The organism is Streptomyces longisporus (genome assembly GCF_039532765.1).
Taxonomy (GTDB): Bacteria; Actinomycetota; Actinomycetes; order Streptomycetales; family Streptomycetaceae; genus Streptomyces; species Streptomyces longisporus.
In genome coordinates, this window is sequence record NZ_BAAASG010000023.1 from 37,982 (window position 1) to 61,439 (window position 23,458).

Annotated in this window: 23 protein-coding genes and 1 pseudogene; 11 read left to right on the top strand and 13 right to left on the bottom strand. The window is 69.9% G+C overall.

The genetic code is table 11. From position 1 onward, the window contains the following. Positions 1-63: 63 nt before the first annotated feature. Positions 64-231, top strand: a pseudogene (locus ABD355_RS44785) (TetR/AcrR family transcriptional regulator); the annotation flags it as partial. On the opposite strand, the gene ABD355_RS44790 reads toward ABD355_RS44785, so the two are convergent. The 4 genes from ABD355_RS44790 to ABD355_RS36670 form a co-directional block, all read right to left on the bottom strand. Further along, positions 231-416 carry a hypothetical protein gene (locus ABD355_RS44790; protein ID WP_425585833.1) on the bottom strand — a complete coding sequence of 62 codons (186 nt, stop codon included), beginning with the start codon at positions 414-416 and terminating at the stop codon, positions 231-233. The pseudogene ABD355_RS44785 and the gene ABD355_RS44790 overlap by 1 nt on opposite strands. Beyond that, positions 409-1,014, bottom strand: coding sequence for a GNAT family N-acetyltransferase (locus ABD355_RS36660; RefSeq protein ID WP_344405341.1), 606 nt, complete (start codon positions 1,012-1,014; stop codon positions 409-411). Before ABD355_RS36660 ends, ABD355_RS44790 begins: the two co-directional genes overlap by 8 nt. A gap of 270 nt (positions 1,015-1,284) precedes the next feature. Continuing rightward, positions 1,285-2,370: a family 2 encapsulin nanocompartment cargo protein polyprenyl transferase gene (locus ABD355_RS36665; RefSeq protein ID WP_344405342.1), complete on the bottom strand. Its 1,086-nt coding sequence runs from the start codon at positions 2,368-2,370 to the stop codon at positions 1,285-1,287. Between the two features lie 113 nt (positions 2,371-2,483). Next, the gene (locus ABD355_RS36670) at positions 2,484-3,890 is read right to left on the bottom strand and encodes a family 2B encapsulin nanocompartment shell protein (protein ID WP_344405343.1); all 1,407 of its coding nucleotides are present in this window, start codon (positions 3,888-3,890) and stop codon (positions 2,484-2,486) included. 295 nt (positions 3,891-4,185) lie between these two features. On the opposite strand from ABD355_RS36670, the gene ABD355_RS36675 reads away from it, so the two are divergent. Together ABD355_RS36675 and ABD355_RS36680 are read left to right on the top strand one after the other, a co-directional pair. Further along, positions 4,186-4,776 (top strand): N-acetylmuramoyl-L-alanine amidase, encoded by a 591-nt coding sequence (locus tag ABD355_RS36675; RefSeq protein WP_344405344.1) that lies wholly within the window; start codon positions 4,186-4,188, stop codon positions 4,774-4,776. 62 nt (positions 4,777-4,838) lie between these two features. Next, entirely contained in the window at positions 4,839-5,771 is a 933-nt protein-coding gene (locus ABD355_RS36680) for a 1-aminocyclopropane-1-carboxylate deaminase/D-cysteine desulfhydrase (protein ID WP_344405345.1), read from the top strand. Here the strand turns inward: ABD355_RS36680 and ABD355_RS36685 are convergent. Beyond that, entirely contained in the window at positions 5,744-7,348 is a 1,605-nt protein-coding gene (locus ABD355_RS36685) for a Na+/H+ antiporter (protein WP_344405346.1), read from the bottom strand. The two genes, ABD355_RS36680 and ABD355_RS36685, sit on opposite strands and share 28 nt — an antisense overlap. A gap of 62 nt (positions 7,349-7,410) precedes the next feature. Here ABD355_RS36685 and ABD355_RS36690 point away from each other — a divergent pair, with 62 nt between their 5' ends. The 3 genes from ABD355_RS36690 to ABD355_RS36700 all read left to right on the top strand — a co-directional run bounded on the left by ABD355_RS36690 (position 7,411) and on the right by ABD355_RS36700 (position 9,487). Continuing rightward, the gene (locus ABD355_RS36690) at positions 7,411-7,671 is read left to right on the top strand and encodes a UBP-type zinc finger domain-containing protein (protein ID WP_344405347.1); all 261 of its coding nucleotides are present in this window, start codon (positions 7,411-7,413) and stop codon (positions 7,669-7,671) included. A 269-nt stretch (positions 7,672-7,940) separates the two neighbouring features. Further along, a complete protein-coding gene (locus ABD355_RS36695) occupies positions 7,941-8,354 on the top strand; it encodes an ATP-binding protein (RefSeq protein WP_004925829.1) in 414 nt (137 codons plus the stop codon). A 17-nt stretch (positions 8,355-8,371) separates the two neighbouring features. Continuing rightward, a complete protein-coding gene (locus ABD355_RS36700; protein WP_344405348.1) occupies positions 8,372-9,487 on the top strand; it encodes an RNA polymerase sigma factor SigF in 1,116 nt (371 codons plus the stop codon). Positions 9,488-9,523: 36 nt separating this feature from the next. Here the strand turns inward: ABD355_RS36700 and ABD355_RS36705 are convergent, their stop codons facing one another. Continuing rightward, entirely contained in the window at positions 9,524-9,973 is a 450-nt protein-coding gene (locus ABD355_RS36705) for a hypothetical protein (protein ID WP_344405349.1), read from the bottom strand. Between the two features lie 168 nt (positions 9,974-10,141). Between ABD355_RS36705 and ABD355_RS36710 the strand changes: the two genes are divergently transcribed. Both ABD355_RS36710 and ABD355_RS36715 read left to right on the top strand, forming a co-directional pair. Then, complete coding sequence (locus ABD355_RS36710; protein ID WP_344405350.1) at positions 10,142-11,110, top strand: diacylglycerol/lipid kinase family protein; 969 nt, start codon at positions 10,142-10,144, stop codon at positions 11,108-11,110. Positions 11,111-11,429: 319 nt separating this feature from the next. Further along, the gene (locus tag ABD355_RS36715; RefSeq protein ID WP_016639615.1) at positions 11,430-11,687 is read left to right on the top strand and encodes a WhiB family transcriptional regulator; all 258 of its coding nucleotides are present in this window, start codon (positions 11,430-11,432) and stop codon (positions 11,685-11,687) included. Positions 11,688-11,896: 209 nt separating this feature from the next. On the opposite strand, the gene ABD355_RS36720 is transcribed toward ABD355_RS36715, so the two are convergent. Both ABD355_RS36720 and ABD355_RS36725 read right to left on the bottom strand, forming a co-directional pair. Next, complete coding sequence (locus ABD355_RS36720) at positions 11,897-13,363, bottom strand: sensor histidine kinase (RefSeq protein WP_344405589.1); 1,467 nt, start codon at positions 13,361-13,363, stop codon at positions 11,897-11,899. Between the two features lie 387 nt (positions 13,364-13,750). Continuing rightward, positions 13,751-14,383, bottom strand: coding sequence for a TetR/AcrR family transcriptional regulator (locus ABD355_RS36725; RefSeq protein ID WP_344405351.1), 633 nt, complete (start codon positions 14,381-14,383; stop codon positions 13,751-13,753). Between the two features lie 97 nt (positions 14,384-14,480). On the opposite strand from ABD355_RS36725, the gene ABD355_RS36730 reads away from it, so the two are divergent. Next, positions 14,481-15,233, top strand: coding sequence for an SDR family oxidoreductase (locus ABD355_RS36730; RefSeq protein WP_344405352.1), 753 nt, complete (start codon positions 14,481-14,483; stop codon positions 15,231-15,233). A gap of 39 nt (positions 15,234-15,272) precedes the next feature. Here the strand turns inward: ABD355_RS36730 and ABD355_RS36735 are convergent, their stop codons facing one another. Continuing rightward, on the bottom strand, positions 15,273-16,343 hold the full coding sequence (locus ABD355_RS36735) for an SIS domain-containing protein (RefSeq protein WP_344405353.1): 1,071 nt from the start codon (positions 16,341-16,343) through the stop codon (positions 15,273-15,275). Positions 16,344-16,578: 235 nt separating this feature from the next. On the opposite strand from ABD355_RS36735, the gene nagB reads away from it, so the two are divergent. Then, on the top strand, positions 16,579-17,364 hold the full coding sequence (gene nagB, locus ABD355_RS36740) for a glucosamine-6-phosphate deaminase (RefSeq protein ID WP_344405354.1): 786 nt from the start codon (positions 16,579-16,581) through the stop codon (positions 17,362-17,364). A 162-nt stretch (positions 17,365-17,526) separates the two neighbouring features. Here nagB and ABD355_RS36745 read toward each other — a convergent pair whose 3' ends face one another. The 4 genes from ABD355_RS36745 to ABD355_RS36760 all read right to left on the bottom strand — a co-directional run bounded on the left by ABD355_RS36745 (position 17,527) and on the right by ABD355_RS36760 (position 22,229). Then, positions 17,527-19,014, bottom strand: a complete 1,488-nt coding sequence (locus ABD355_RS36745; RefSeq protein ID WP_344405355.1) for a glycoside hydrolase family 3 protein — start codon at positions 19,012-19,014, stop codon at positions 17,527-17,529. Between the two features lie 9 nt (positions 19,015-19,023). Next, the gene (locus tag ABD355_RS36750; protein WP_344405590.1) at positions 19,024-19,878 is read right to left on the bottom strand and encodes a carbohydrate ABC transporter permease; all 855 of its coding nucleotides are present in this window, start codon (positions 19,876-19,878) and stop codon (positions 19,024-19,026) included. A 5-nt stretch (positions 19,879-19,883) separates the two neighbouring features. Continuing rightward, positions 19,884-20,873, bottom strand: coding sequence for a carbohydrate ABC transporter permease (locus ABD355_RS36755; RefSeq protein ID WP_344405356.1), 990 nt, complete (start codon positions 20,871-20,873; stop codon positions 19,884-19,886). Positions 20,874-20,945: 72 nt separating this feature from the next. After that, positions 20,946-22,229: an extracellular solute-binding protein gene (locus tag ABD355_RS36760; RefSeq protein WP_344405357.1), complete on the bottom strand. Its 1,284-nt coding sequence runs from the start codon at positions 22,227-22,229 to the stop codon at positions 20,946-20,948. A 309-nt stretch (positions 22,230-22,538) separates the two neighbouring features. Between ABD355_RS36760 and ABD355_RS36765 the strand changes: the two genes are divergently transcribed. Beyond that, positions 22,539-23,303, top strand: a complete 765-nt coding sequence (locus tag ABD355_RS36765; RefSeq protein WP_030929017.1) for a GntR family transcriptional regulator — start codon at positions 22,539-22,541, stop codon at positions 23,301-23,303. Positions 23,304-23,458: the final 155 nt, after the last annotated feature.

The following is a 23,458-nucleotide window of genomic DNA, read 5'->3' on the forward strand; positions in this document are numbered from 1 at the left end:
AAGCAGGGAGTTGAACAACTACATTTATAGTGCTTCAGCTGTAGTGGCTGCAAGGAGATTTCCATGACGCGTGCCCCGGGGCGCCGTGCCGCCTGTTCGACACGGGCGCCGAGGTGCTCGCGCGCGAGGGCGCGCGGTCTGACGCTCCGCGCCGTGGACGCCTGACCGCGGTGCCCGTGGGGAGCGCCGAACTACTTCACCGGACGCGACGACCTGCTCCGCCCGATCGATCAGGCCGAGATGGCGAGATGGAGCACGGCGACGGTCTCACTCCCGCCGGGCAGCCCCGCCGACCAGTGGAACTCCATGCCCTGCTCCAGATCGGCGCGGACCGACTCGGTGCGGCTGGTGAAGCGGTTCGTGGCGGCGGTCGCGCCGTAGAGCCAGCGGTCGCCCCGAAGCGGCAGGTCAGCCACGGGGCTCCCGCCACATCGGCCACATCTGCGGACCGTTCGGCAGGTCGAGGGGGCGGCCGGTGAACTCGAAGCCGAGGCGCTCGTACAGCACGCGGCTGCGGGCGCTGCTCGCCTCCAGATACGCGGGAAGACCTTCGCGGTCACAGCGGTCGAGGACGTGCTGGACGAGCGCGCTGCCGATCCCCTCGCCCTGGCGTTCCGGAGTCACGCCGATCATCCACAGGTACTCGTGGGCGCGTCCGGCGGGGTGGATCTCCGCGGTCAGGCGGGCGATCAGCTCGATGCGCTCGTTCCCGGGATCGACGGCCGCGCGCAGCCGGGCGGCCCCGTCGTCGGCAGCGTCCTCTGCGGCCTCGTGCTCCCCGGCGGGCACGGACAGCCACAACGCGCACGCGCTGCCGTCCTCCGTGACGTCGATCCGGCCCTCGTCGAACACGATCCCGGTGAAGGCGTCCATCAGCCTGTGGTGGGTCGTACGGCGGTACTCGCCCCCGGGAAAGACCCAGCTGCTGACCGGATCGTCCTGGAAGGCCTCGTCCAGCAGCCGCACGACCAGCTCCCGGTCGCCCTCGTCCGCCGTCCGGATCGCCACACCCATGTGCTGCCCTCTCACCTCAAACGCCCTCTGTTCCATGGCTGTTGAGCCTATAGGGGACTGTCCGGCCCCTACCGCAACCATCAATTGAGGAACCACGACGGCGAGCAACCAGGTCCGCGAGAGCGGCGCCGGTTCAGGCGCACAACACGTGAGGCGGGCCCCGCACACCGTGGGGATGTGCGGGACCCGCCGACCGGAGCCTCGACGGCAGTGCGGGGTCAGGAGCCGCGCGGCCGCCCCGGTGGGCTCCGGGGTCTGTGCGGGCGGTGGTCAGCCGGTGCGCCGCGTCACGAACTCCGCCAGCGCGAGCAGACCGCCTGCCGCCTCCGGGTCGGGAACCGCGCGGGCCAGCTCCTGCAGGGCGCGGGCCATCCGGTCGCCGGCCTGGACCTGAGCCCAGTCACGCCCGCCGGCCTGCTCCACGGCGAGCACCGTCTGAGCGAGTTCCTCCTCGTCCCCCTTCCCGTACGGCACTTCGTACAGCTCGGCCAGTTCCGCGGCCGCCGGGGTGCCCGAGGTGAGCGCGGCGACCACCGGCAGGGACTTCTTGCGGGCCATCAGGTCGGCGCCGACCGGTTTCCCGGTGCGGTGCGGGTCGCCCCATATGCCGATGACGTCGTCGATGAGCTGGAACGCAAGCCCGGCCTGGCGGCCGAACGCGTCCAGCGCCTCGACGTCGTCGTCGCAGGCCCCCGCATACAGCGCCCCCAGGGCGCAGGCGCAGCCGAGCAGCGCGCCCGTCTTGGCCTCGGCCATGGTCAGCGCCTCGTCGAGGGTGATCTCGCCGGGGGCGCGCCGCTCCATCTCCGTGTCCGCGTGCTGGCCCGCGCACAGCTCGACGACGCAGGCCGCGAGCCGGGCCGCGGCCGGGCCGGACGCCGGGTGCGGGTCCTCGGCGAGCAGTCCGAGAGCCAGTGCCTGCAGGGCGTCCCCGGCGAGGATCGCGTCGGCGTCGCCGAACACGGTCCACGCGGTGGGCCGGTGCCGGCGAGTGGTGTCCCGGTCCATCACGTCGTCGTGCAGCAACGTGAAGTTGTGCACCAGCTCCACTGCCGCGGCCGCCCGCCCGGCCGCCTCGCGCGCACCCGGGCCGCCGAGCGCGGCGGCCGCGGTGAGCACGAGCGCGGGACGGATCGCCTTGCCCGCGTTGCCCGCCGCCGGAGTGCCGTCCGCGTGTTCCCAGCCGAAGTGGTAGAGCGCGATCCGGCGCATGGAGCCGGGCAACGAGTCGATGGCGGCGCGCAGTTCGGGGTCGACGCAGGACCGGGTGCGCTCCAGGATCGCGGCCGCCTCGTGCCCCTCAAGCGGCTGCGCCCCCGTGGGACGCTGCTTCGCCTCCGTCATGAACTCGGCCATGGGATCTCCCTCGGTCAGTCCGCGGACGGTGGCGCTTCCGCTGTGGCTGGGCGCGTACGACCGGGGTGTACCCGCCCGGGAGGGCGGGGACACGGCTCCCAGGTGCAGAAACGTCACCGCCACCGGCCGATCTCGACGTTCTCCAGCACGCCGAGCGCGTCCGGCACCAGGACCGCAGCCGAGTAGTAGGCCGTCACCAGGTACTTGATGATCGCCTGCTCGTTGATGCCCATGAAGCGCACGGACAGGCTCGGCTCGATCTCGTCCGGGATCCCGGCCTGCTGCAGTCCGATGACGCCCTGCTCGGCTTCGCCGGTACGCATCGCGATGATCGAGCTCGTACGGGCCTCGGAGACCGGGATCTTGTTGCACGGGTAGATCGGCACACCGCGCCAGGTCGGGATGCGGTTGCCGGCCACCTCGATCGTCTCGGGGACGAGGCCGCGCTTGTTGAGCTCGCGGCCGATCGCGGAGATCGCGCGCGGGTGGGCGAGCAGCAGCTTGGTGCCGCGCCGCCGGCTGAGCAGCTCGTCCAGGTCGTCGGGGCTGGGCACGCCGTCGTGCGGCTGGAGCCGCTGGTCGTACTCGCAGTTGTGCAGCAGTCCGAACTCGCGGTTGTTGACCAGCTCGTGCTCCTGGCGCTCCTTCAATGCCTCCACGGTGAGCCTGAGTTGCTGCTCGGTCTGGTTCATGGGCTGGTTGTAGAGGTCGGCCACGCGCGAGTGGATGCGCAGCACGGTCTGGGCGATGCTCAGTTCGTACTCGCGGGGCCTGGGCTCGTAGTCCACGAAGGTGTGCGGGATGTCCGGCTCGCCGCTGTGGCCGGCGGCGAGATCGACGGCCTTCTCGCCGTACTTGTTGGTGCGCTGCTCCGGGATCGAGCGCAGCTGCTGGAGGTGTTCGCGCAGGGAGTCGCTGCGCTCCGCGACCAGCTCGACGTCCTGGCGGGTCAGGGTCAGCACCGTGCACGCGGTGTCCGCGCGGGCCGTGTACTCCCAGATGGCGTCCGGGTCGAGCAGCGCCGCCTCGCCGAAGTAGGCGCCGTCGGCGAGCACCCCGAGGACCGCGTCGTCGCCGTACGGGCCGGTGCCGACCTTCTCGACCCTGCCGTGCGCCAGCAGATGGACCTCGTCGGTCCGGCTGCCGAACGAGGCGATCAGGCTGCCGGGCGCGAACTCCTGCTGCCGGCAGCGCTGAGCGAGCTCCGCGAGCACCTCCTCGTCCTCGTACGACCGCAGCGCGGGAAGTTCGCCCAGCTCCGCGGGGATGACCTCGACCCGGTCGCCGGTCTTCACGAACGTGATGCGGCCGTCCCCCACTGCGTAGGTCAGTCGCCGGTTGACCCGGTACGTACCACCCTGGACGTTCACCCACGGCAGTGTGCGCAGCAGCCAGCGTGAGCTGATCTCCTGCATCTGGGGTGCCGACTTGGTCGTCGTGGCCAGGTTCCGCGCGGCGGCAGTGCCGAGGCTCTGCTGCGGCTTGCCCTGCTCCGAACGGACCTCTTCGCCTACCGACATATGAGAATTGCCCTCCCGCTCCAACAGCCCGCGCCGATGTGCGCGGCTGCATCGATCTCCGCGGTCAAGCCTTCCATCACGGAACGTATCTGTGCTATTACCCGAAAGAGCGGGAATGGATCACCGCCGGGCTGGGCACAAATGGGGATCCTGTCCAGCGGCGAGCACGTGCGGAATGGCCGGATCCACCCCCTCCTTCCGAACACGATGTGTGATGGCTCCATTACTTTCGGTACAAGCTCCTTCACAGGCGGCCGCGTCGGGTGGCCGTCGGCACGGTACGAAGGAGGCGGTCATGGCCTCACCCATGTCCGCGGGCAGTTTCCTCGACGGCCTCAGAGCGGAGGGCCTCACCGTCGTCGAGGTGGGCGACTGGGTCCATCACAACCGCAACCACAAGGGACCGTGGGGTCCGGTGTACGGCGTGGTGATCCACCACACCGCCACCAGCGGCAGCGAACATACCGTCGAGCTCTGCCGGGACGGCTACGCCGGCCTGCCCGGCCCTCTCTGCCACGGCGTGATCACCAAGGACGGCACGATCCATCTGGTCGGCTACGGCCGCGCCAACCACGCCGGTCTCGGTGACGACGACGTGCTGCGTGCGGTGATCGCCGAGAAGGCGCTCCCGCCGGTCAACGAGGCGAACACCGACGGCAACCGTCACTTCTACGGCTTCGAGTGCGAGAACCTCGGCGACGGCGAGGATCCCTGGCCCAAGGCCCAGCTGGACGCCATCGAGAAGGCCGCGACGGCGGTGTGCCGGCACCACGGCTGGACGGAACGGTCGGTGATCGGCCACTTGGAGTGGCAGCCGGGGAAGGTGGATCCGCGGGGGTTCACGATGGACTGGCTGAGGGGGCGGATCCGCGAGCGGCTGAAGTGACGGCACCCGGCAGTGGTGCGGGCCGCTGGGCTGAGATCACTGACCGGCGTGACAATGATGCCGTGAGCAGCCCCGACGACCTCGACCTCGCAGCGCTGCACCCCCAGCTGCCCTCACCCCTGCAGGAGATCGACGACGACCGTTTCGCTCATCGCGGCCTCCGCCTCCTTCTCAAGCGAGACGATCTCATCCACCCGGAACTCATCGGCAACAAGTGGCGCAAGCTGGCGCCCAATCTCGCCGCCGCGGGCGGCCGTACCGTCGTCACCTTCGGCGGCGCGTACTCCAACCATCTGCGGGCGACGGCCGCCGCGGGCCGGCTCCTCGGGCTGCCGACCGTCGGGGTGGTCCGCGGCCAGGAGCTGGCGGACCGGCCCCTCAACCCCTCCCTGGCCCGGTGCGCGGCCGACGGGATGCGGCTGCACTTCGTCGACAGGTCGACGTACCGCCGCAAGACCGAGGCCGACGTCCTCGCGCGCGTGCTGCGCACGGTCGGCGCGCAGGACGCATATGTCGTCCCGGAGGGCGGCAGCAATGCCGAAGCCGTGCGCGGCTGCCGGGCCCTGGGCGAGGAGCTGCGCGGGCGGGCCGATGTCGTCGGCCTCGCCTGCGGTACCGGCGGAACGCTGGCCGGGCTGGCCGCCGGTCTCGCCCCCGGTCAGCGCGTGCTCGGCGTACCCGTCCTCAAGGGCGGCTTCCTGTCCGCCGACATAGAGGCACTGCAAGAGCGCGCTTTCGGCGGCCGGTGCGGCGCATGGGCTCTCGACGACCGCTTCCACTTCGGCGGCTACGCGCGCGTGCCGGGCGAACTCGACGCCTTCGCCGAGGACTTCGAGGAGCGCCACGCGGTGCCGGTCGAGCGTGTGTATGTCGCCAAGTTGCTGTACGGACTTGTCGCCCTGGCCGCGGAGGGTGCGTTCGCCCGCGGGACGACCGTCGCGGCCGTCGTCACCGGGCGGCCCTTTCCTCAGGAGCCTTCCACCGTCTCCCGGTAGGCCGCCGCCTCCTCCAGGTCCAGCCTGCGCAGCAGCGTGCGCAGCATCTCGTCGTCGATGTAGCGGCCGTCCCGCAGCCTCACGAACATCGCACGCTCGGCGCCGATCATCTCCCGGGACAGCCGGCGGTAGGTGTCGTCGACGGATTCACCGGTGACCGGGTTGGTCTGGCCGAGGCGTTCCCAGACGGCGTTGCGGCGGCGCTCCAGGACCTGCCGGAGACGGTCGGCGAGGGGTGGCGGCAGGGCGTTGCGCTCGTCGGTGAGCAGTTCGTCCAGGCGCCGCTCGGCGACCCGGGAGGCCTGCGCCTGGGCGTTGGCCTCGGCGAGGGTCTCTGCCTGTGCGTCCCGGCCGGGGAACTGCAGCAGGCGGATCACCGGGGCCAGGGTCAGTCCCTGCACCACCAGGGTTCCGATGACCGTCGTGAAGGTCAGGAAGAGGATGAGGTTGCGCTGGGGGAAGGGGCCGCCGCCGTGCACGGTGAGCGGGATCGAGAAGGCGATGGCGAGGGAGACGACGCCGCGCATCGCGGCCCAGGAGGTGACGATCGGCCCTCTCCAGGTGGGGTTTTCCTCGCGTTCCCTGATCCGCGCGGACAGCATGCGAGGCACGAACGTCCCCGGATACACCCATACGAACCGGGCCAGGACGACCACCAGGAAGACGGCGACCGCGTACCAGGCCGCATCCACGCCCTTGTACTCGCCGAGGCCCTTGAGGACCACGGGCAGTTGCAGGCCGATGAGCGCGAACACCGCCGACTCCAGGACGAACGCGACCACCTTCCACACCGCCTCCTCCTGGAGACGGGTGGCGAAGTCGACCTCCCACGCGCGGTGTCCGAGATAGAGGGCGACGACCACGACCGCGAGGACACCGGAGGCGTGCACCTGCTCGGCGACCGCGTAGGCGACGAACGGGATCAGCAGGGACATGGTGTTCTGCAGCAGCGCCTCCTTGACGTGCGTGCGCAGCCAGTGGATCGGGAGCATCAGCACCAGCCCGACCACCACCCCGCCGACCGCCGCCAGCAGGAACTCGCCGATCCCGCCGATCCAGGAGGCGCCCTCGCCGACGGCGGCCGCGACGGCCACCCGGTACGCGGTGATCGCGGTCGCGTCGTTCAGCAGGGACTCGCCCTGCAGGATCGTGGTGATCCGGGAGGGCAGCCCCACCCGGCGGGCGACCGCCGCCGCGGCGACCGCGTCCGTCGGCGCCACCACCGCTCCCAGCACCAGCGCCGCGGTCAGGGGCAGTCCGGGCACGACGAGATAGGCGACCCACCCGACGACGAAGGTCGCGAAGAGCACATAGCCGACCGACAGCAGCGCCACCGGCCGCATCGTCGCCCGCAGATCGAGGTACGAGCTCTCGACGGCCTCCTTGTGCAGCAGCGGAGGCAGCACCAGCGGCAGCACGATGTCCGGGTCGAGGGTGTAGTCGGGGACCCCGGGAACGTACGAGACGGCGAGCCCCACCGCGACGAGCAGCAGCGGGGCCGGCACGGGGGTGCGCCGGGCCGCCGCGGCGATCGCGGCGCTCCCCGCCACCAGCAACAGCAGTGGCATCACGTCCATCGTCCTCGCCCGCCCTCGTTTTTCCGCGCGGTCATCCGCACGCCCGTCGTAATCTGGCAATCATGAAACAGTGCACGCACGCCGACGCGCTGCCGGATCCGGAACCCGGTCCGGTGACCGAGACATGCCCGGAGTGTCTGGCAGCGGGCACGCACCCGGTACAGCTGCGGCTGTGCCTCACCTGCGGCCACGTCGGCTGCTGCGACTCCTCGCCCGGCCGGCATGCGACGGAGCACCACAAGGACTCCGGCCACCCGATCATGCGCACCTTCGAGCCCGGCGAGAACTGGCGTTGGTGCTTCGTGGACCACGTTCTCGTGTGACCCTGGACAGCCGGGGGACGACCCAGAATCCGGACGGTTCGACCGTCTGACGTCTGGGTACGTCAACCCGGCGCGCGTTCTTCCCAATTGGAGCCGCAGACCCCTAGACACGGAGCGTGTCCACAGTTTTACTGTGAGTGACGGCAAGGGGTTGGGGTCCCGGGGACGGGAAACTTGAGAGCGCGATAGCGTCACCGCTGAACACACAACGCGTTATCCCGGGGGGCGACCCTCGGCCCCGAGAAGCTTGTACCACCTTGGAGGTGAGGGTGTCCCAGATCGCAGGCGAGCCCGCGACCCAGGACTTCGTGGAAGTCCGGCTGCCGGCTGCGGGTGCCTACCTGTCGGTGCTGCGTACGGCGACTGCCGGCCTCGCGGCCCGTTTGGACTTCACCCTCGACGAGATCGAGGACCTTCGCATCGCGGTGGACGAGGCCTGCGCGATCCTGCTCCAGCAGGCCGTGCCCGGCTCGGTGCTGAGCTGCGTCTTCCGGCTCGTCGACGACTCGCTCGAGGTCACCGTCTCGGCCCCGACCACGGACGGCCACGCCCCCTCGCGGGACACCTTCGCCTGGACCGTCCTGTCCGCGCTCGCGGGCAAGGTCTCCTCCGCCGTGGACGAGGACAAAACCGTTTCGATCAGCCTCTACAAACAGCGCGGCGCGGGACCCGGGCCGGCGTGAGGACAGGGGACGGGCCGGTGCGTGACGAAGAGCGCGGCACACGAGAGCTGCCGGCCGATGGCGCAGACGGGTCCCGACGCATCGGGGACCCCGTCGGCGGCGCCGACGGCATCGACGGCATCCCCGAGCAGGCCCGGCCGCATCCGGAGGACGACGCCGACAGCGCTGCGGCGGCCGGCTTCCCGGACGACGGTCGGCGGGATCGGGAAGGTGCCGTGCAGAGCACGCCTCTGGACGGACGGAACGGGGTCACCCCGGTCCGAGCAGAGGCGAGGGCTCGGAGAAGGGCGACGGGCGGGACGATGAGCGAGCACGAGCGAAACGCCGAGGGCGACGGGCAGTCCGCGCCGAGCGTGCAGCAGGCCACGCAGCACGACGCACAGGACCGCAGCGGGGCGCGCGCGATGTTCATCGAGCTGCGCGGCCTGAAGGACGGCAGCCCGGAGTACGCGGAGCTGCGCAACAAGCTCGTCCGTATGCACCTGCCGCTCGTCGAGCATCTCGCGCGCCGCTTCCGCAACCGCGGCGAGCCGCTGGACGACCTCACCCAGGTCGCCACCATCGGCCTGATCAAGTCCGTCGACCGCTTCGACCCGGAGCGCGGTGTCGAGTTCTCGACGTACGCGACCCCGACGGTCGTCGGCGAGATCAAGCGCCACTTCCGCGACAAGGGCTGGGCGGTGCGCGTGCCGCGCCGCTTGCAGGAGCTGCGGCTGGCCCTGACGACGGCGACCGCTGAGCTCTCGCAGCAGCACGGCCGTTCCCCCACGGTCCACGAGCTCGCCGAGAAGCTGGCGATCTCCGAGGAGGAGGTCCTGGAGGGCCTGGAGTCCGCCAACGCGTACTCCACACTGTCCCTGGACGTGCCCGACACGGACGACGAGTCCCCGGCGGTGGCCGACACCCTGGGCGCCGAGGACGAGGCCCTGGAGGGCGTCGAGTACCGCGAGTCGCTCAAGCCGCTCCTTGAGGACCTCCCGCCCCGGGAGAAGCGGATCCTGCTGCTGCGCTTCTTCGGCAACATGACCCAGTCGCAGATCGCGCAGGAGGTCGGCATCTCGCAGATGCACGTGTCCCGCCTGCTGGCCCGCACCCTGGCCCAGCTGCGAGAGAAGCTCCTGGTGGAGGAGTAGGACCCGTCGCCCTACGGCGACCGCGGCGCCGTACGACTACTGCTTGCCGTCCTGCGCACGGCCCGGACCCTTGATCCCGAGGGCCTGGGTCGTCGCCGGATTGACCAGCAGCACCAGCGCGACGACGGCCACGACGGCCAGCGCGATGCCCGCCGGGATCGCCACACTGTCGGCCTGGAGCAGGTTGTAGGCCACCGGCAGCGCCATGATCTGCGTGATCACCGCAGGGCCCCGGCTCCAGCTCTTCTGCTTGAGCAGCCCGCGCGCGGCCAGCAGCGGCAGCAGGGCGAGGACGACCAGAGTGATACCGCCGGTGACGGCGGACCGGCGGTCGTCCGGGGCACCCGTGAGGCCCTCCACGAGCATCCAGACGCCTCCGACGGCCAGCGCGAGCCCCTCCAGCGCGGCGAGCCCGGCGGCATACGTCAGGCGGCGCGGGCGGGGGCCGGTGTTTGCCTCGGTGGCGGGGGTCTGCTCACTGGTCACCCCTGAAGGGTAGCCCTGAGGGTGTGCGCCTCCATGGCGAGCCCGGGTGACGCGGACCGTCATGGCGAGGTTGAGAGACAACCCCGTGGTGAGCCTCACGCCCCCACCTCTTACCTGTTCCCTACCTCGAACTGTGCCCGGTACTTCCCAGTAGGTACGCTGCAACCCATGCGTGCACTTCTCGTGGCCAATCCGGCAGCAACCACCACAAGCGCACGTACGCGCGATGTCCTGATCCACGCCCTGGCGAGCGAGATGAAGCTCGAGACGGTCACCACCGAGTACCGCGGGCACGCGCGCGACCTCGGCCGGCAGGCGGCGGAGAGCGACGACATCGACCTGGTCGTGGCCCTCGGCGGCGACGGCACGGTCAACGAGGTGGTCAACGGACTGCTGCACGCGGGCCCGGCCCCCGAGGGCCTCCCCCGCCTCGCGGTGGTCCCCGGCGGATCCACGAATGTCTTCGCCCGCGCCCTGGGCCTGCCCAACGACGCCGTCGAGGCGACCGGCGCACTGCTGGACGCCCTGCGCGAGGGCAGCGAACGTACGGTCGGCATGGGCCTCGCCGAAGGCACCCCGGGCACCGAGGACGAGGCGGTGCCCTCCCGCTGGTTCACCTTCTGCGCGGGGCTCGGCTTCGACGCGGGCGTGGTCGGGCGGGTGGAGCAGCAGCGCGAGCAGGGGCGCAGATCCACCCACGCCCTGTATCTGCGCCAGGTCGCACGCCAGTTCCTGCAGGAACCCGACCGGCGGCACGGCTCGATCACTTTGGAGCGGCCCGGTGAGGAACCGGTGACCGGGCTGGTGATGTCGATAATCTGCAATACGTCACCGTGGACGTATCTGGGCAATCGTCCGGTGTACGCGGCGCCTAAGGCCTCGTTCGATACCGGGCTCGACCTGCTGAGTCCCAGCCGTATGTCCCTGTTCTCGGCTGCCCGGTATGCCACGCAGTTGCTCACTTCGTCCCCCGAGCGCGGCCCCCATGGCAAGCACGTGGTGTCCCTGCACGACCTGGACCGGTTCACCTTGCATTCGAAGGCGCCCCTGCCCCTCCAGATGGACGGCGACCACCTCGGGCTGCGTACAAGCGTGACGTTCACAGGCGTACGCCGTGCACTGCGTGTGATTGTGTGAGCAGAAAGGGCTGAAGTCCTTTCACTCGAACGTTTAGGCCAGGATCCACCCCATGGAAGTACGGCTGTGACCTAGTCGACACCGAGGAATCAAAAAAAACTTTCCGGAAGGGGTTGTATCCGCCGCTGAGGTTTGCGAGTCTCTACGTGGCGATCGGGACGGCCCGCAACACCGGCCTCCACAGATCACCGGAACCCCTCTTCAATTCACAGGACCTCGCCAGGGAACCTGGCGCTCGGCCCTTCACTTGTTGAGGGATTCGTGAAAGCGTTCACATTCACAAGCAACCTGCATGTAATACCAAGGAGAGGTAGCAGCCATGGACTGGCGTCACAACGCCGTTTGCCGCGAGGAAGACCCCGAGCTCTTCTTCCCCATCGGCAACACCGGTCCTGCGCTGCTGCAGATCGAGGAAGCCAAGGCCGTCTGCCGCCGCTGCCCCGTCATGGAGCAGTGCCTGCAGTGGGCGCTCGAGTCCGGCCAGGACTCCGGCGTCTGGGGTGGTCTCAGCGAGGACGAGCGTCGCGCCATGAAGCGCCGTGCCGCCCGCAACCGGGCCCGTCAGGCCTCCGCCTGACAACCCGCCCCGCAACAGCCTGAGCTTGGCGGCGCGTACAGCGAGTACGCATCTCCCGCCCCCGAGCCGCAGCGCGCAGTACCCCCGATGCGCAGCACAAGCTGGCAACGAGCATTTCAGCCCCGGACCTGGGAACGGTCCGGGGCTTCTTGCTGCGGACGGCGTCCCGCCGTACGGGTCTGCCGTACGGCACTGCTCGTGTACCGGCGCTACTTGTTCGCCCGCACCGGCACGTCCAGGATCACCCGGGTCCCCCGCTCCGGCGCCGGGACCATGTCGAACGTGCCGCCCAACTCCCCCTCCACCAAAGTCCGTACGATCTGCAGACCCAGGTTGCCGGCGGTGTGCGGGTCGAAGCCCTCGGGCAGGCCGACGCCGTCGTCCTGGACGGTGACCAGGAGGCGGGCCTCCTTCGTCGTGCCGCCGCGGACCGCGGAGACCTCGACCGTGCCGGTGTCGCCCTCGCGGAAGCCGTGTTCGAGCGCGTTCTGCAGGATCTCCGTCAGGACCATGGAGAGCGGGGTGGCCACCTCGGCGTCCAGGATGCCGAAGCGGCCGCTGCGCCGGCCGGTGACCTTGCCCGGGGAGATCTCGGCGACCATGGCCAGCACCCGGTCGGCGATCTCGTCGAACTCCACGCGCTCGTCCAGGTTCTGGGAGAGCGTCTCGTGCACGATCGCGATCGATCCGACGCGGCGGACGGCCTCTTCGAGGGCCTCCCGGCCGCGGTCGGAGTCGATGCGCCGGGCCTGCAGGCGCAACAGCGCCGCGACCGTCTGGAGGTTGTTCTTCACCCGGTGGTGGATCTCCCGGATGGTCGCGTCCTTGGTGATCAACTCGCGCTCGCGGCGGCGCAGTTCGGTGACGTCCCGGAGCAGGACCAGTGAACCGATGCGGGTGCCCTTGGGCTTGAGCGGGATCGCGCGGAACTGGATGACCCCGTCCCTGGCCTCGATCTCGAACTCGCGGGGCGCCCAGCCGCTGGCCACCTTGGACAGCGCCTCGTCCACCGGGCCGCGGGTCGGGGCGAGTTCGGCGGTGGTCCTGCCGAGGTGCTGGCCGACGAGGTCGGAGGCGAGGCCCATGCGGTGGTACGCCGACAGGGCGTTCGGGGAGGCGTACTGGACGATGCCGTCCGCGTCGAGGCGGATCAGGCCGTCGCCGACACGTGGCGCGGCGTCCATGTCCATCTGCTGGTTCGCGAACGGGAAGGAGCCGGCCGCGATCATCTGCGCCAGGTCCGAGGCGCTCTGCAGATAGGTCAGCTCGAGGCGGCTCGGGGTGCGCACGGTCAGGAGGTTGGTGTTGCGGGCGATGACGCCGAGGACGCGCCCGTCCCGTCGTACGGGGATGGACTCGACCCGGACGGGAACCTCCTCGCGCCACTCGGGGTCGCCCTCGCGCACGATCCGGCCCTCGTCCAGGGCCGCGTCCAGCATGGGGCGGCGGCCGCGCGGGACGAGGTGGCCGACCATGTCGTCCTGGTAGGAGGTGGGGCCGGTGTTGGGGCGCATCTGGGCGACGGACACATAGCGCGTGCCGTCTCGGGTGGGGACCCACAGGACGAGGTCGGCGAAGGAGAGGTCGGACAGCAGCTGCCACTCCGAGACCAGCAGATGGAGCCACTCGAGGTCGGAGTCGTCGAGGGCGGTGTGCTGGCGGACCAGTTCGTTCATGGAGGGCACGTGTGTGAGCGTACCTGGGGGTATGTGCTGGTCCTAAATACGACCGGAGGGCCGCACCGGCCCTGAGAACACCCGCGGGCCGCGGCGCCTGGGAGGGACCCTCAACCCTCCCGGCACCGCAGCCCGGAGCAATATCGGCCGCGGGGTGTGCGGTCCCGGATGGCCGAAGGATGAGGAGCCGGGGCAGTCAGGGCAGAGAGCTCCGGATCCTCCGTCCGTCTTCCTGTGCGGGGAAGACGGAAGTCTCATCAGTTCAATTGTGGACTAGACCACTGTCCGTGTCCATGCGTTGGAGCCTGTTCGTTGTTGTTATTTCTCGGACGGTCCCCAACTGGTCGGACGTCCTGGCATCCACCACGCAGCCTAACCCGTGTGGGTTCATGTGCGGGGCCAGATGGACATGGCAATTTCCGCGAGCGCCTCCAACTCCTCGCGGCTCGCGCCGTCACGCGCCTGCTGGGACATGCCCTGGATGATGGCGCCCGTATGGCGGGCGAGGGCGGCGGCATCGGTGCCGGGCGGCAGCTCCCCCGAGGCGATGTCGGCCTTCATACGACTCTCGAAGGCGGCGATGTTGGCGTTGCGCCGCTCGCGCAGGGACGCCTCGACCTCGGGGCTCGTGCAGTTCGTGGCCGCGTGGATGACGAGGCAGCCGTGCGGTCGGCCGGGTGCCGTGTACTCGGCGGCGGCCTCCCGCAGCATCCGCTCCACGGCGGCACGGGCGGTGGGCTCCTCGGCGAGGGCCCGGTCGGCGAAGGAGCCGTAGCGGGCGCCGTAGACGGTGACGACCTCGTCGAACAGCGCGCGCTTGTCACCGAAGGCCGCGTACAGGCTCGGCGCGCCGATGCCCATGACACGGGTCAGGTCGGAGACGGAGGTCGCCTCGTATCCGTGCTCCCAGAAGGCCATGACGGCTTTCTCCAGCGCGGTCTCGCGGTCGAAGGAACGAGGGCGACCACGGGGCTTGGGTGCGGCCTGCGCGTTCGTCTTCGTGTCCTCGCTGCCCACCATGGAGTGAATTATATAGGGGGCGCTAGAGAAATGTCGGCGGGCTGCTGTACGGTCTTTTTGTAGCGACCGCTAGATATTGCGCGAAGGGGGCGCCGGCATGGGCGTGCTTGCAGGCAGGACGGCACTCGTCACGGGGTCGAGCAGGGGGATCGGGCGCGGCATCGCCGAGCGGCTGGCGCGCGAGGGCGCACGGGTCGCCGTCCACTACGGGAAAAACAGGGCGGCGGCGAAGGAGACGGTGGCCGCGATCGAGGAGGCCGGCGGCTCGGCGTTCGCGATCGGCGTGGAGCTGGGGCGGCCGGGGGACGTGGACGCCCTGTGGGAGGAGTTCGACCGGCATGCGGACGGGCTGGACATCCTCGTGAACAACGCCGGTATCGGGAAGTCGCGTTCGCTCGAGGAGATAGCCGAGGAGGAGTACGACAAGCTCTTCGCTGTGAACGTGAAGGCGCCGTTCTTCATCGTCAAACAGGGCGCGAGGCGGCTTCGGGACGGAGGCCGCATCGTCAACATCTCGTCGGGGCTGGCCAGGAGCGCCGCGATGCCGGACAACATGGCGTACTCGATGACGAAGGGCGCCCTGGACGTTCTCTCCCGCGACCTGTCCAAGGTGCTGGGCCCACGGGGCATCACCGTGAACTCGGTGGCGCCGGGGCTCATCGACACGGACAACACGTACGAGGTCCTGCACGGCAGCCCGGGCGCGTGGGAGTGGGGGGCGGGGCTCTCCGCACTGGGTCGGGTGGGCGAGGCGGCCGATGTGGCGGACGTGGTGGCGTTCCTGGCGTCGGACGCCGGCCGGTGGGTGACGGGGAGCTGGGTGGATGCGACAGGGGGTTCGCTGACGTAAGGGTTCCTACGACGGCGTAGTGGCCGCCCGCAGAAAGGCTCAGTGGGTTTCGGTCACCTTGGCCAGCGCCCGCGGGGCGTCCGGGTCCTGGCCCCGGGCGATGGTGATCTCGTGGGCCAGGAGCTGGAGCGGGATGATCTCCAGGATCGGCTGGACCTCCTCGGCCACGCCCTCGGTGGGCAGGACGAATCCGGCGGAGGCCTGCTCGACCTGGTCCCTGGGTCCGACGACGAACAGGTCGGCACCGCGGCCGCGCAGCCGGTCGAGGACGGGCTGCAGGGCCTCGCCGCCCTTGCCGTCGGTGACGACCGCGATGACCGGGGAGACGTTGTCGACCATGGCGAGGGGGCCGTGCAGGAGGTCGGCGCCGGAGTAGGAGAGGGCGGGGATGTAGCTGGTCTCCATGAGCTTGAGGGCGGCCTCCTTGGCCGTGGGGTAGCCGTAGCCGCGGGAGGTGATCACCATGCGTTCGGCGAAGCGGTAGCGGGCGGCGAGGGCGCGCACCTCGTCCTGCCGGGTCAGCAACTGCTCGGCGAGGTCCGGCAGCACCTTCGCGGGGGCGCCGTCGCCGCCGCGCAGGCCTTCGACGAAGAGGTAGAGAGCGAGGAGGGAGGCCGTATAGGTCTTGGTCGCGGGGAGGGCCTGCTCCGGCCCGGCCATGATGTCGATGTGGTACTCGGAGACGCCGGCCAGCGGTGAGCCGGGTTTGTTGGTCACGGCGAGGGTGATCGCGCCGGCCTCGCGGGCGGCGCGGGTGGAGGCCACCAGGTCCGGGGAGCCGCCGGACTGGCTGACGGTGACGACGAGGACGTCGGTGAGGTCCGGGCGGGCGCCGTACGCGGTGGTGGTGGACATCGAGGTGAGGCCGCAGGGCAGGCCGAGGCGGATCTCCAGGAGGTACTTGGCGTAGAGGGCGGCGTTGTCGGAGGTGCCGCGGGCGGTCAGCAGGACGAAGCGGGGGTTGCGGGCGGCGATGTCCTGGGCCACCTGCCGGATGCCAGGGGCGCCCTCCTCCAGGAGGCGGCGCAGCACTGCGGGCTGCTCGGCCATCTCACGGGCCATGATCCGGCCCGGGACGTCGGTTGGGGGGTCCGGTGTCGCGGCGGTCATGGTGGGCTCCTTGCGGGTCGGTTGCGGAGTGCCGGGAGGTGCTGCGCGGGGCGGCGCCGCACCTATTCCACTCCCCCACGGCGAATGGCGCCTGTCCTTCGCATGGAAAGACGATGACCCCGCTCCACCTGGGCCACAAGGGGCAGCTCTGTTAGATTGGTCTAAACCACATGCCCCTTCCGGGTGCCGGTTGAGCCCCCCTCTTCGGACCCTTTCTTCAGATCGGCAGGCCAGCGTGGAAGTTGTCATAGTTCCGGACGCCAAGTCGGGCGGCGAGCTCATCGCCGAGGCCATGGCGCAGCTCCTGAGGCGCAAGCCCGCGGCGCTGCTCGGCGTGGCCACCGGCTCCACCCCGCTGCCCATCTACCAGGCGCTCGCGGCCAAGGTGCGCTCCGGTGCCGTGGACGCCTCGCGGGCGCGGATCGCTCAGCTCGACGAGTACGTGGGGCTGCCGGCCGAGCATCCCGAGTCGTACCGTTCGGTGCTGGCGCGTGAGGTGCTGGAGCCGCTCGGGATCGGGATGGACGCGTTCATGGGGCCCGACGGGACGGCCGAGGACGTGCAGTTGGCGTGCGCCGCGTACGACAGGGCGTTGGCCGAGGCCGGCGGGGTGGATCTGCAGTTGCTCGGGATCGGGACCGACGGGCACATCGGGTTCAACGAGCCGTGCTCCTCGTTGGCCTCGCGGACCCGGATCAAGACGCTGACCGAGCAGACCCGGGTGGACAATGCGCGGTTCTTCGACGGGGACATCGGGCAGGTGCCGCATCACGTGATCACCCAGGGGATCGGGACGATTCTGGAGGCGCGGCATCTGGTGCTGCTGGCTACCGGGGAGGGCAAGGCCGACGCGGTCGCCGCCACGGTGGAGGGGCCGGTGGCTGCGGTGTGTCCTGCTTCGGCGTTGCAGCTGCATCCGCATGCGACGGTTGTCGTCGACGAAGGGGCGGCTTCCAAGCTGAAGTTTGCGGAGTACTTCCGCCACACGTTCGCCAACAAGCCGGACTGGCAGGGGATTTAGGGCGGGTTTCGTCTGCCGGGTTCGGTCTTCTGCGGGGTGCGGACCGTTCGTGGCTGGTCGCGCCCACGCGGCGGAGCCGCACATCGATGCAGCCCCGCGCCCCTGAAAGACGGCGGGCGCCGGTCCCCTTGAAGGAGACCGGCGCCCGTCGTGCCGTGGGGACTACACCCCCGCAATCACCTCCGCCGCCGCTCGCCCGCACACCCGGGCCGCGCCGTGAGTGGCGATGTGGAGGGCGCCTCGGGGAGTGGCCTGGGGGAGGCCCATTTCGACCACGATGGTGTCGGGGCGGGCCGACAGGAGGGTGTCCAGGGCGGATGCCATCCAGGGGTGGCGGTGTTCGTCGCGGACCACGGCCACGATGCGGCGGGGGCCGGCCGCGGCCAGGGCGGTGCCACCCGCGTCCTCGCCGGCGAAGCTGCCGGTCTCCGTGCCGGGCAGGAGGCGGAAGAGTTCCGCCGCGACGCCCCAGGGGGTCTCGTCGCCGACCGCGATGTTGGCGACGGGGGTGAGGGCGGCGACGTAGGGCGGTTCGGTGAGCGGGGTGAAGGGCCCTGCCGCGGTCGTCCTCAGGGCGCGGCGGGCCGCGCGGAGGCCCACTTCGCTGTCGGGGGTGCGTTCCGTGTCCGCTGCCGCCGCGGCGGCGGTCCAGCGGGCCAGCGCCCGGACCCGTTCCGCCGCGTCCGCCAGGCGTTCCTCGGGGAGTTCGCCGGCGCGGACCGCCGAGACGAGGGCGTCGCGCAGCCGCCGTACCGTCTCGTCGTCGGCGAGGCCGCCGCCCACGCAGATCGCGTCGGCGCCCGCGGCCACGGCCAGGACGCTTCCGCGCTCGATGCCGTACGTACCGGCGATGGCCTGCATCTCCATGCCGTCGGTGACGATGAGGCCGTCGTAGCCGAGTTCGCCGCGCAGCAACTCCGTGAGCGCGCGCGGCGAGAGGGTCGCCGGCCGGTCCGGGTCCAGGGCGGGGATCAGGATGTGTGCGCTCATCATGGCGCGGGTGCCGGCCGCGATCGCCGCGCGGAACGGGGTCAGTTCGCGGGACTGGAGCACCGATGTGTCCACGTCGATGCGCGGCAGCGCGTGGTGGGAGTCGACGGCCGTGTCGCCGTGGCCCGGGAAGTGCTTGGTGCAGGCGGCGACCCCGGCGGACTGCAGGCCGGTGACATAGGCGGCGGTGTGCCGGGCGACCAGGCCGGTGTCGGCGCCGAAGGAGCGGACGCCGATCACCGGGTTGGACGGGTTGGAGTTCACGTCGGCCGACGGGGCCCAGTTGAGGTTGACCCCGCAGGCGGCGAGGCGGCGGCCGAGTTCGGCGGCCACGTCCCGGGTCAGCTCGACGTCGTCGACCGCCCCCAGGGCGTTGTTGCCGGGGAAGGAGGAACCGGTGCGCACCTCCAGGCGGGTCACGTCGCCGCCCTCCTCGTCGATGGCGACGAGGACGTCGTCACGTTCGGCGCGCAACTGGGCCGTGAGGGAGGCGAGTTGTTCGGGCGAGGCGATGTTGCGGCCGAACAGGCCGACCGAGGCGAGGCCTTCGCCCAGCCGGCGCAGCAGCCAGTCGGGGGCGGTGGTGCCCGTGAAGCCCGGCTGCAGGACCGTCAGGGCGTCGCGCGTGAGAGTGTCGGTACCGCTGGCGAATGTCGTCATCGGGTGGCGTTATCCCTTCACTGCGCCGGCGGTCAGGCCCGCGGCCATCTTGCGCTGGACGAGGAGGAACAGGGCGACGATCGGCAGGGCCATCATCGTGGCTCCGGCCATCATCGGCGCGTATTCGGTGCCGTGCTTGGTGGTGAAGTTGCCGAGCCAGACGGTCGCGGTCTGGTGTTGCTGGCTGAGCAGCATCAGGGCGTAGAGGTACTCGTTCCAGGCCTGGATGAAGCCGTAGACCGAGGTCGCGACCATGCCGGGGGCCAGGAGCGGGAAGACGACCCGGACGAAGGCGCCCGTGCGGCTGCAGCCGTCGACCATCGCCGCCTCTTCCAGCTCCTTGGGGATGTTGACGATGAAGCCGCGCAGCGTCCACACCGTGAAGGGGAGGATGAAGGTCAGATACGTGATGATCAGGCCCGAGAGCTTGTCGTACTGCTCCAGGTCGTTGAGGAGCAGGAAGATCGGGATGATCATGGCGACCAGCGGGACCATCTGGACCGCGAGGATGCCGACGATCACGATCTTGCGGCCGCGGAAGGCGAACCGGGAGATGGCGAGCGCCGCCAGCATGCCGACGACGATGCCGATCGCCACCACCGAGAGGGAGACGATCAGGCTGCGGCCGACCGGGCCCCAGAAGTCCGCGATGTCCAGCGCCCGGCGGAAGTTGTCGAGGGTGAAGCCGGTCGGGAACAGGCTCGGGTCGGGGTCGATGGTGTCCTTGGCCGGTTTGACGGCCGTGTTGAGCATCCAGTAGACGGGGAAGCCGGCGGTGAGGAAGACCAGGAGACCGAGGAGGTTCCAGCCGAGCTTGGACCTGCGGGGCCGCGAGCCGGCGCCCGTTGTCGCCACGGCGTTCATGACGGTCATTCGACCTCTCCGATCTTCAGCATCTGGCGCATGTACACGGCGACCACGCCGAGCAGCAGCACCACGGTGATCAGGGCGATCGCGGAGCCCTGCGCATAGTCGTTGACCACGAAGGCACGGTCGTACGAGTAGGTGGTCAGGAGCTGGAACTCCTGCTCGGGATGGCCGTTGCGCATCACGAAGACCTGTGGGAAGACGCCCATGTCCCAGATGACCGACAGGGTCGTGAGCATCACGATGATCGGCTTGAGGATGGGCAGGGTGACGTACCGGAAGACGCCCCAGGAGCCCGCGCCGTCCAGGCGGGCCGCCTCCTCCAGTTCGGCGGGGACCTGGGTGAGGCCGGCGCTGAGGGTGATGACCACGAAGGGGACGGCTCCCCAGACCACCAGCAGCATGATCACGGCGAGGCCCTGCGGCCCGCTGGCGAACCAGTTGTGGCCGACGAGGTCCACGCCGGGCAGCTTGCTGAGCAGGGCGTTGAGAATGCCGTAGTCGGCGTCGAACAGCCACTTGAAGACGGTGGTGGCGACGATGATGGGCATGCCCCAGCTGGCCACCAGCACGATGTTGACCAGCGTCTTCACCCAGCCGGAGACCCGCTGCAGGAGCAGGGCGATCAGCATGCCCAGCACCATCGTGAAGACGACCGAGCCGCCCGCGAAGAGGATCGTGCGGAGCACCACCTGCCAGAACTCGCCGTCGCCCAGCACTCCGGTGAAGTTGGCGAACCCGACCCAGTCGGCGGGCTGGAAGCCCCACAGCTGGGACTGTCCGAACTTCTGGAAGGACAGGGTGACCAGGCGGACCAGCGGATAGCCGAGGACCAGTGCCAGGATCAGCAGACAGGGGGCGAGCAGCAGCCACGGGGTGGCCGCACCGCCCGAAGTCCGGGCTCTGCGTGGTTTCCCGGCGACCGGCGGCGGTGGCGGCGCCTGCCGCGGTGGCGGCACCTTGGCAGGGGTGGTCGTGTCTGCGGCACTCATCGCGCGCTCCTCAGCGGTCCCTCAGGTCGTACGGAGAGCGGGATTCCGCCCGGGCGGAACCCCGCTTGCAGGTCACTTGGTGTTGATGACCTTGTCGATCGCGGCGTCCGCGTCCTTGGCGGCGGCCTCGACCGACTTCTTGCCGGTGCCGATGTCCTGCAGCATGGTCTGCAGGACCTGCGCCTTCTCGACCTGGCCCCAGCCGGGTGCCATGGGGACGAACCAGTTGGACTCGGCGGCGGTGGCCGGGACCGCCGTCGCGGGGTCGTTCTTCAGCGTCGCGAGGTCGGTCTTGTTGTTGGGCAGATTGCCCTTGGCCATCAGGCCCTTCTGGCCGGCGGGACCGGTGAACGCGTCGATCCACTCGGCGGCGAGGGCCTGTGCCTTGGACTTGACCGGGACGGCGAGGTCGGAGCCGCCCAGGAAGACCGGGAGGTTCTTGCCGGACGGGCCCGGCATCACGAAGTTCTCGAGGTTGTTCTTGAGCTTGCCGGTCTTGTCGTTCTTCGGGTCGGCGGAGGTCGCGCCCTCCCAGGCGGCACCGAAGATCATGCCGGACTTGCCCTGGCCGTAGACGATGTAACGGTCGGACTCGTCCTTGGTCTTGTCACCGTGCATGTACTTGTCGATGACGTTCTTGAACTCGGTGAGGCCCTTGACGGACTCGGGCGAGGAGAGGTTGGCCTTCCACTGGCCGCCCTCCTGCTTGGCGATGGAGCCGCCGGCGTCGTAGACGAAGGACATGGCCGCGTACCAGTCACGGGTGGGCTGGTACCAGGCGGAGAACTTGTTCCCCTCCTTCTGCTGCACCTTGTCGAGGTCGGCGGTGAGCTCCGCGTACGTCTTCGGCGTGGACTTGACGCCCGCCGAGGCGAAGACGTCCTTGCGCCAGTTGGCGACCCGGCCGCCCGCGTAGTACGGCACGCCGTAGGTCTTGCCGCCGTACGTCACCGAGGCCTTGAGGCCGTCCAGCCAGGCGGCGGAGTTGCTGAACTTCGCCGGGTCCAGGGGGGCGAAGGCGCCCTTGACCATGTAGCCCAGCATCTCGGTGTTGCCCATCTCGACCACGTCGGGGGCCTTGTCGGTGGCGAGGACCGCGTCGAGCTTGGTGTTCTTGTCCGGCCAGCCGTAGTACTCGTGGTTGATCTTGATGCCGGGGTGCTTCTTCTGAACGGCCGCGTCGGCGGCCTTCACCAGGTTCGGCCAGTTGTTCTGGGCGTCGACGGTGAGCCAGACAGTCAGCTCCTTGGCGTCCGCGCCGCTGTTGGAAGAACCCTTGCCGTCGCTGCTGCCACATGCCGCGATGGAGACCATCATGCCCGCGATACCGATCGCGGCTATGAGCTTGCGCTTCACGCCACCCTCCTCAGGGATGCCCACACCTCCCCGCTCATGCGCCGGGACCTGAACCAATGGTGTAGACCAGTACCGGGAGCTTGGACCAGACCACGAAGCCTGTCAAGAGTGCTCGAAACGCCTCTGACCAGCCGTTATGCGACCTACATATGCAAGAACCTTTAAGTAAGAAGGCAGCGAAATCAGCGATGCCGGAGTACTCTCGTCCGCTAGACCACTTGGCCCTCCGTGGACTAGACCAAATGAGCTGGCGACGGTATACAGAAGGGATCACGAAGTGACCCGCATCCGGAGCCGGGAAGGCAGAGCATGAGCAGCGACGTCAGCAGTGCGGAGACCGAGGGCGGGGCAGGTGTCCGTACCGCGCGCGTGCCCAAGTACTACCGCCTGAAGAAACATCTGCTCGACATGACGGAGACGCAGTCGCCCGGCACTCCGGTACCGCCCGAGCGCACCCTCGCCGCCGAGTTCGACACCTCGCGCACGACGGTGCGGCAGGCGCTGCAGGAGCTGGTCGTCGAGGGCCGCCTCGAACGCATCCAGGGCAAGGGCACCTTCGTCGCCAAGCCGAAGGTGTCCCAGGCGCTCCAACTCACCTCGTACACCGAGGACATGCGCGCCCAGGGCCTGGAGCCGACCTCGCAGCTGCTGGACATCGGCTACATCACCGCCGACGACCGCCTCGCCGAGCTCCTCGACATCACGGCCGGCGGCCGGGTGCTGCGCATCGAGCGCCTCCGCATGGCCAACGCCGAGCCGATGGCCATCGAGACGACCCACCTGAGCGCGAAGCGCTTCCCGGCGCTGCGCCGCTCGCTGGTGAAGTACACGTCCCTCTACACGGCGTTGGCCGAGGTCTACGACGTCCATCTCGCCGAGGCGGAGGAGACCATCGAGACGTCACTGGCCACCCCGCGCGAGGCGGGCCTGCTCGGCACGGACGTGGGCCTGCCGATGCTGATGCTCTCCCGCCACTCCTACGACAAGACGGGCGAACCGGTGGAGTGGGTGCGGTCGGTGTACCGGGGGGACCGCTACAAGTTCGTGGCACGGCTGAAGCGGCCGGCTGACTAGGCGCCCCAAAGGGGCGCGGGGAACTGCGCGACCAACCACGACGGCGCCGCAGACACAAGACAGCCTCACCGCGCCCCCCAGCGGAGCGCCACCGCACGCGGTGTAGCGCTTGCGCGACTCCTGTTCTACGGTCCTCCCGACTCCGTCTGGACGGG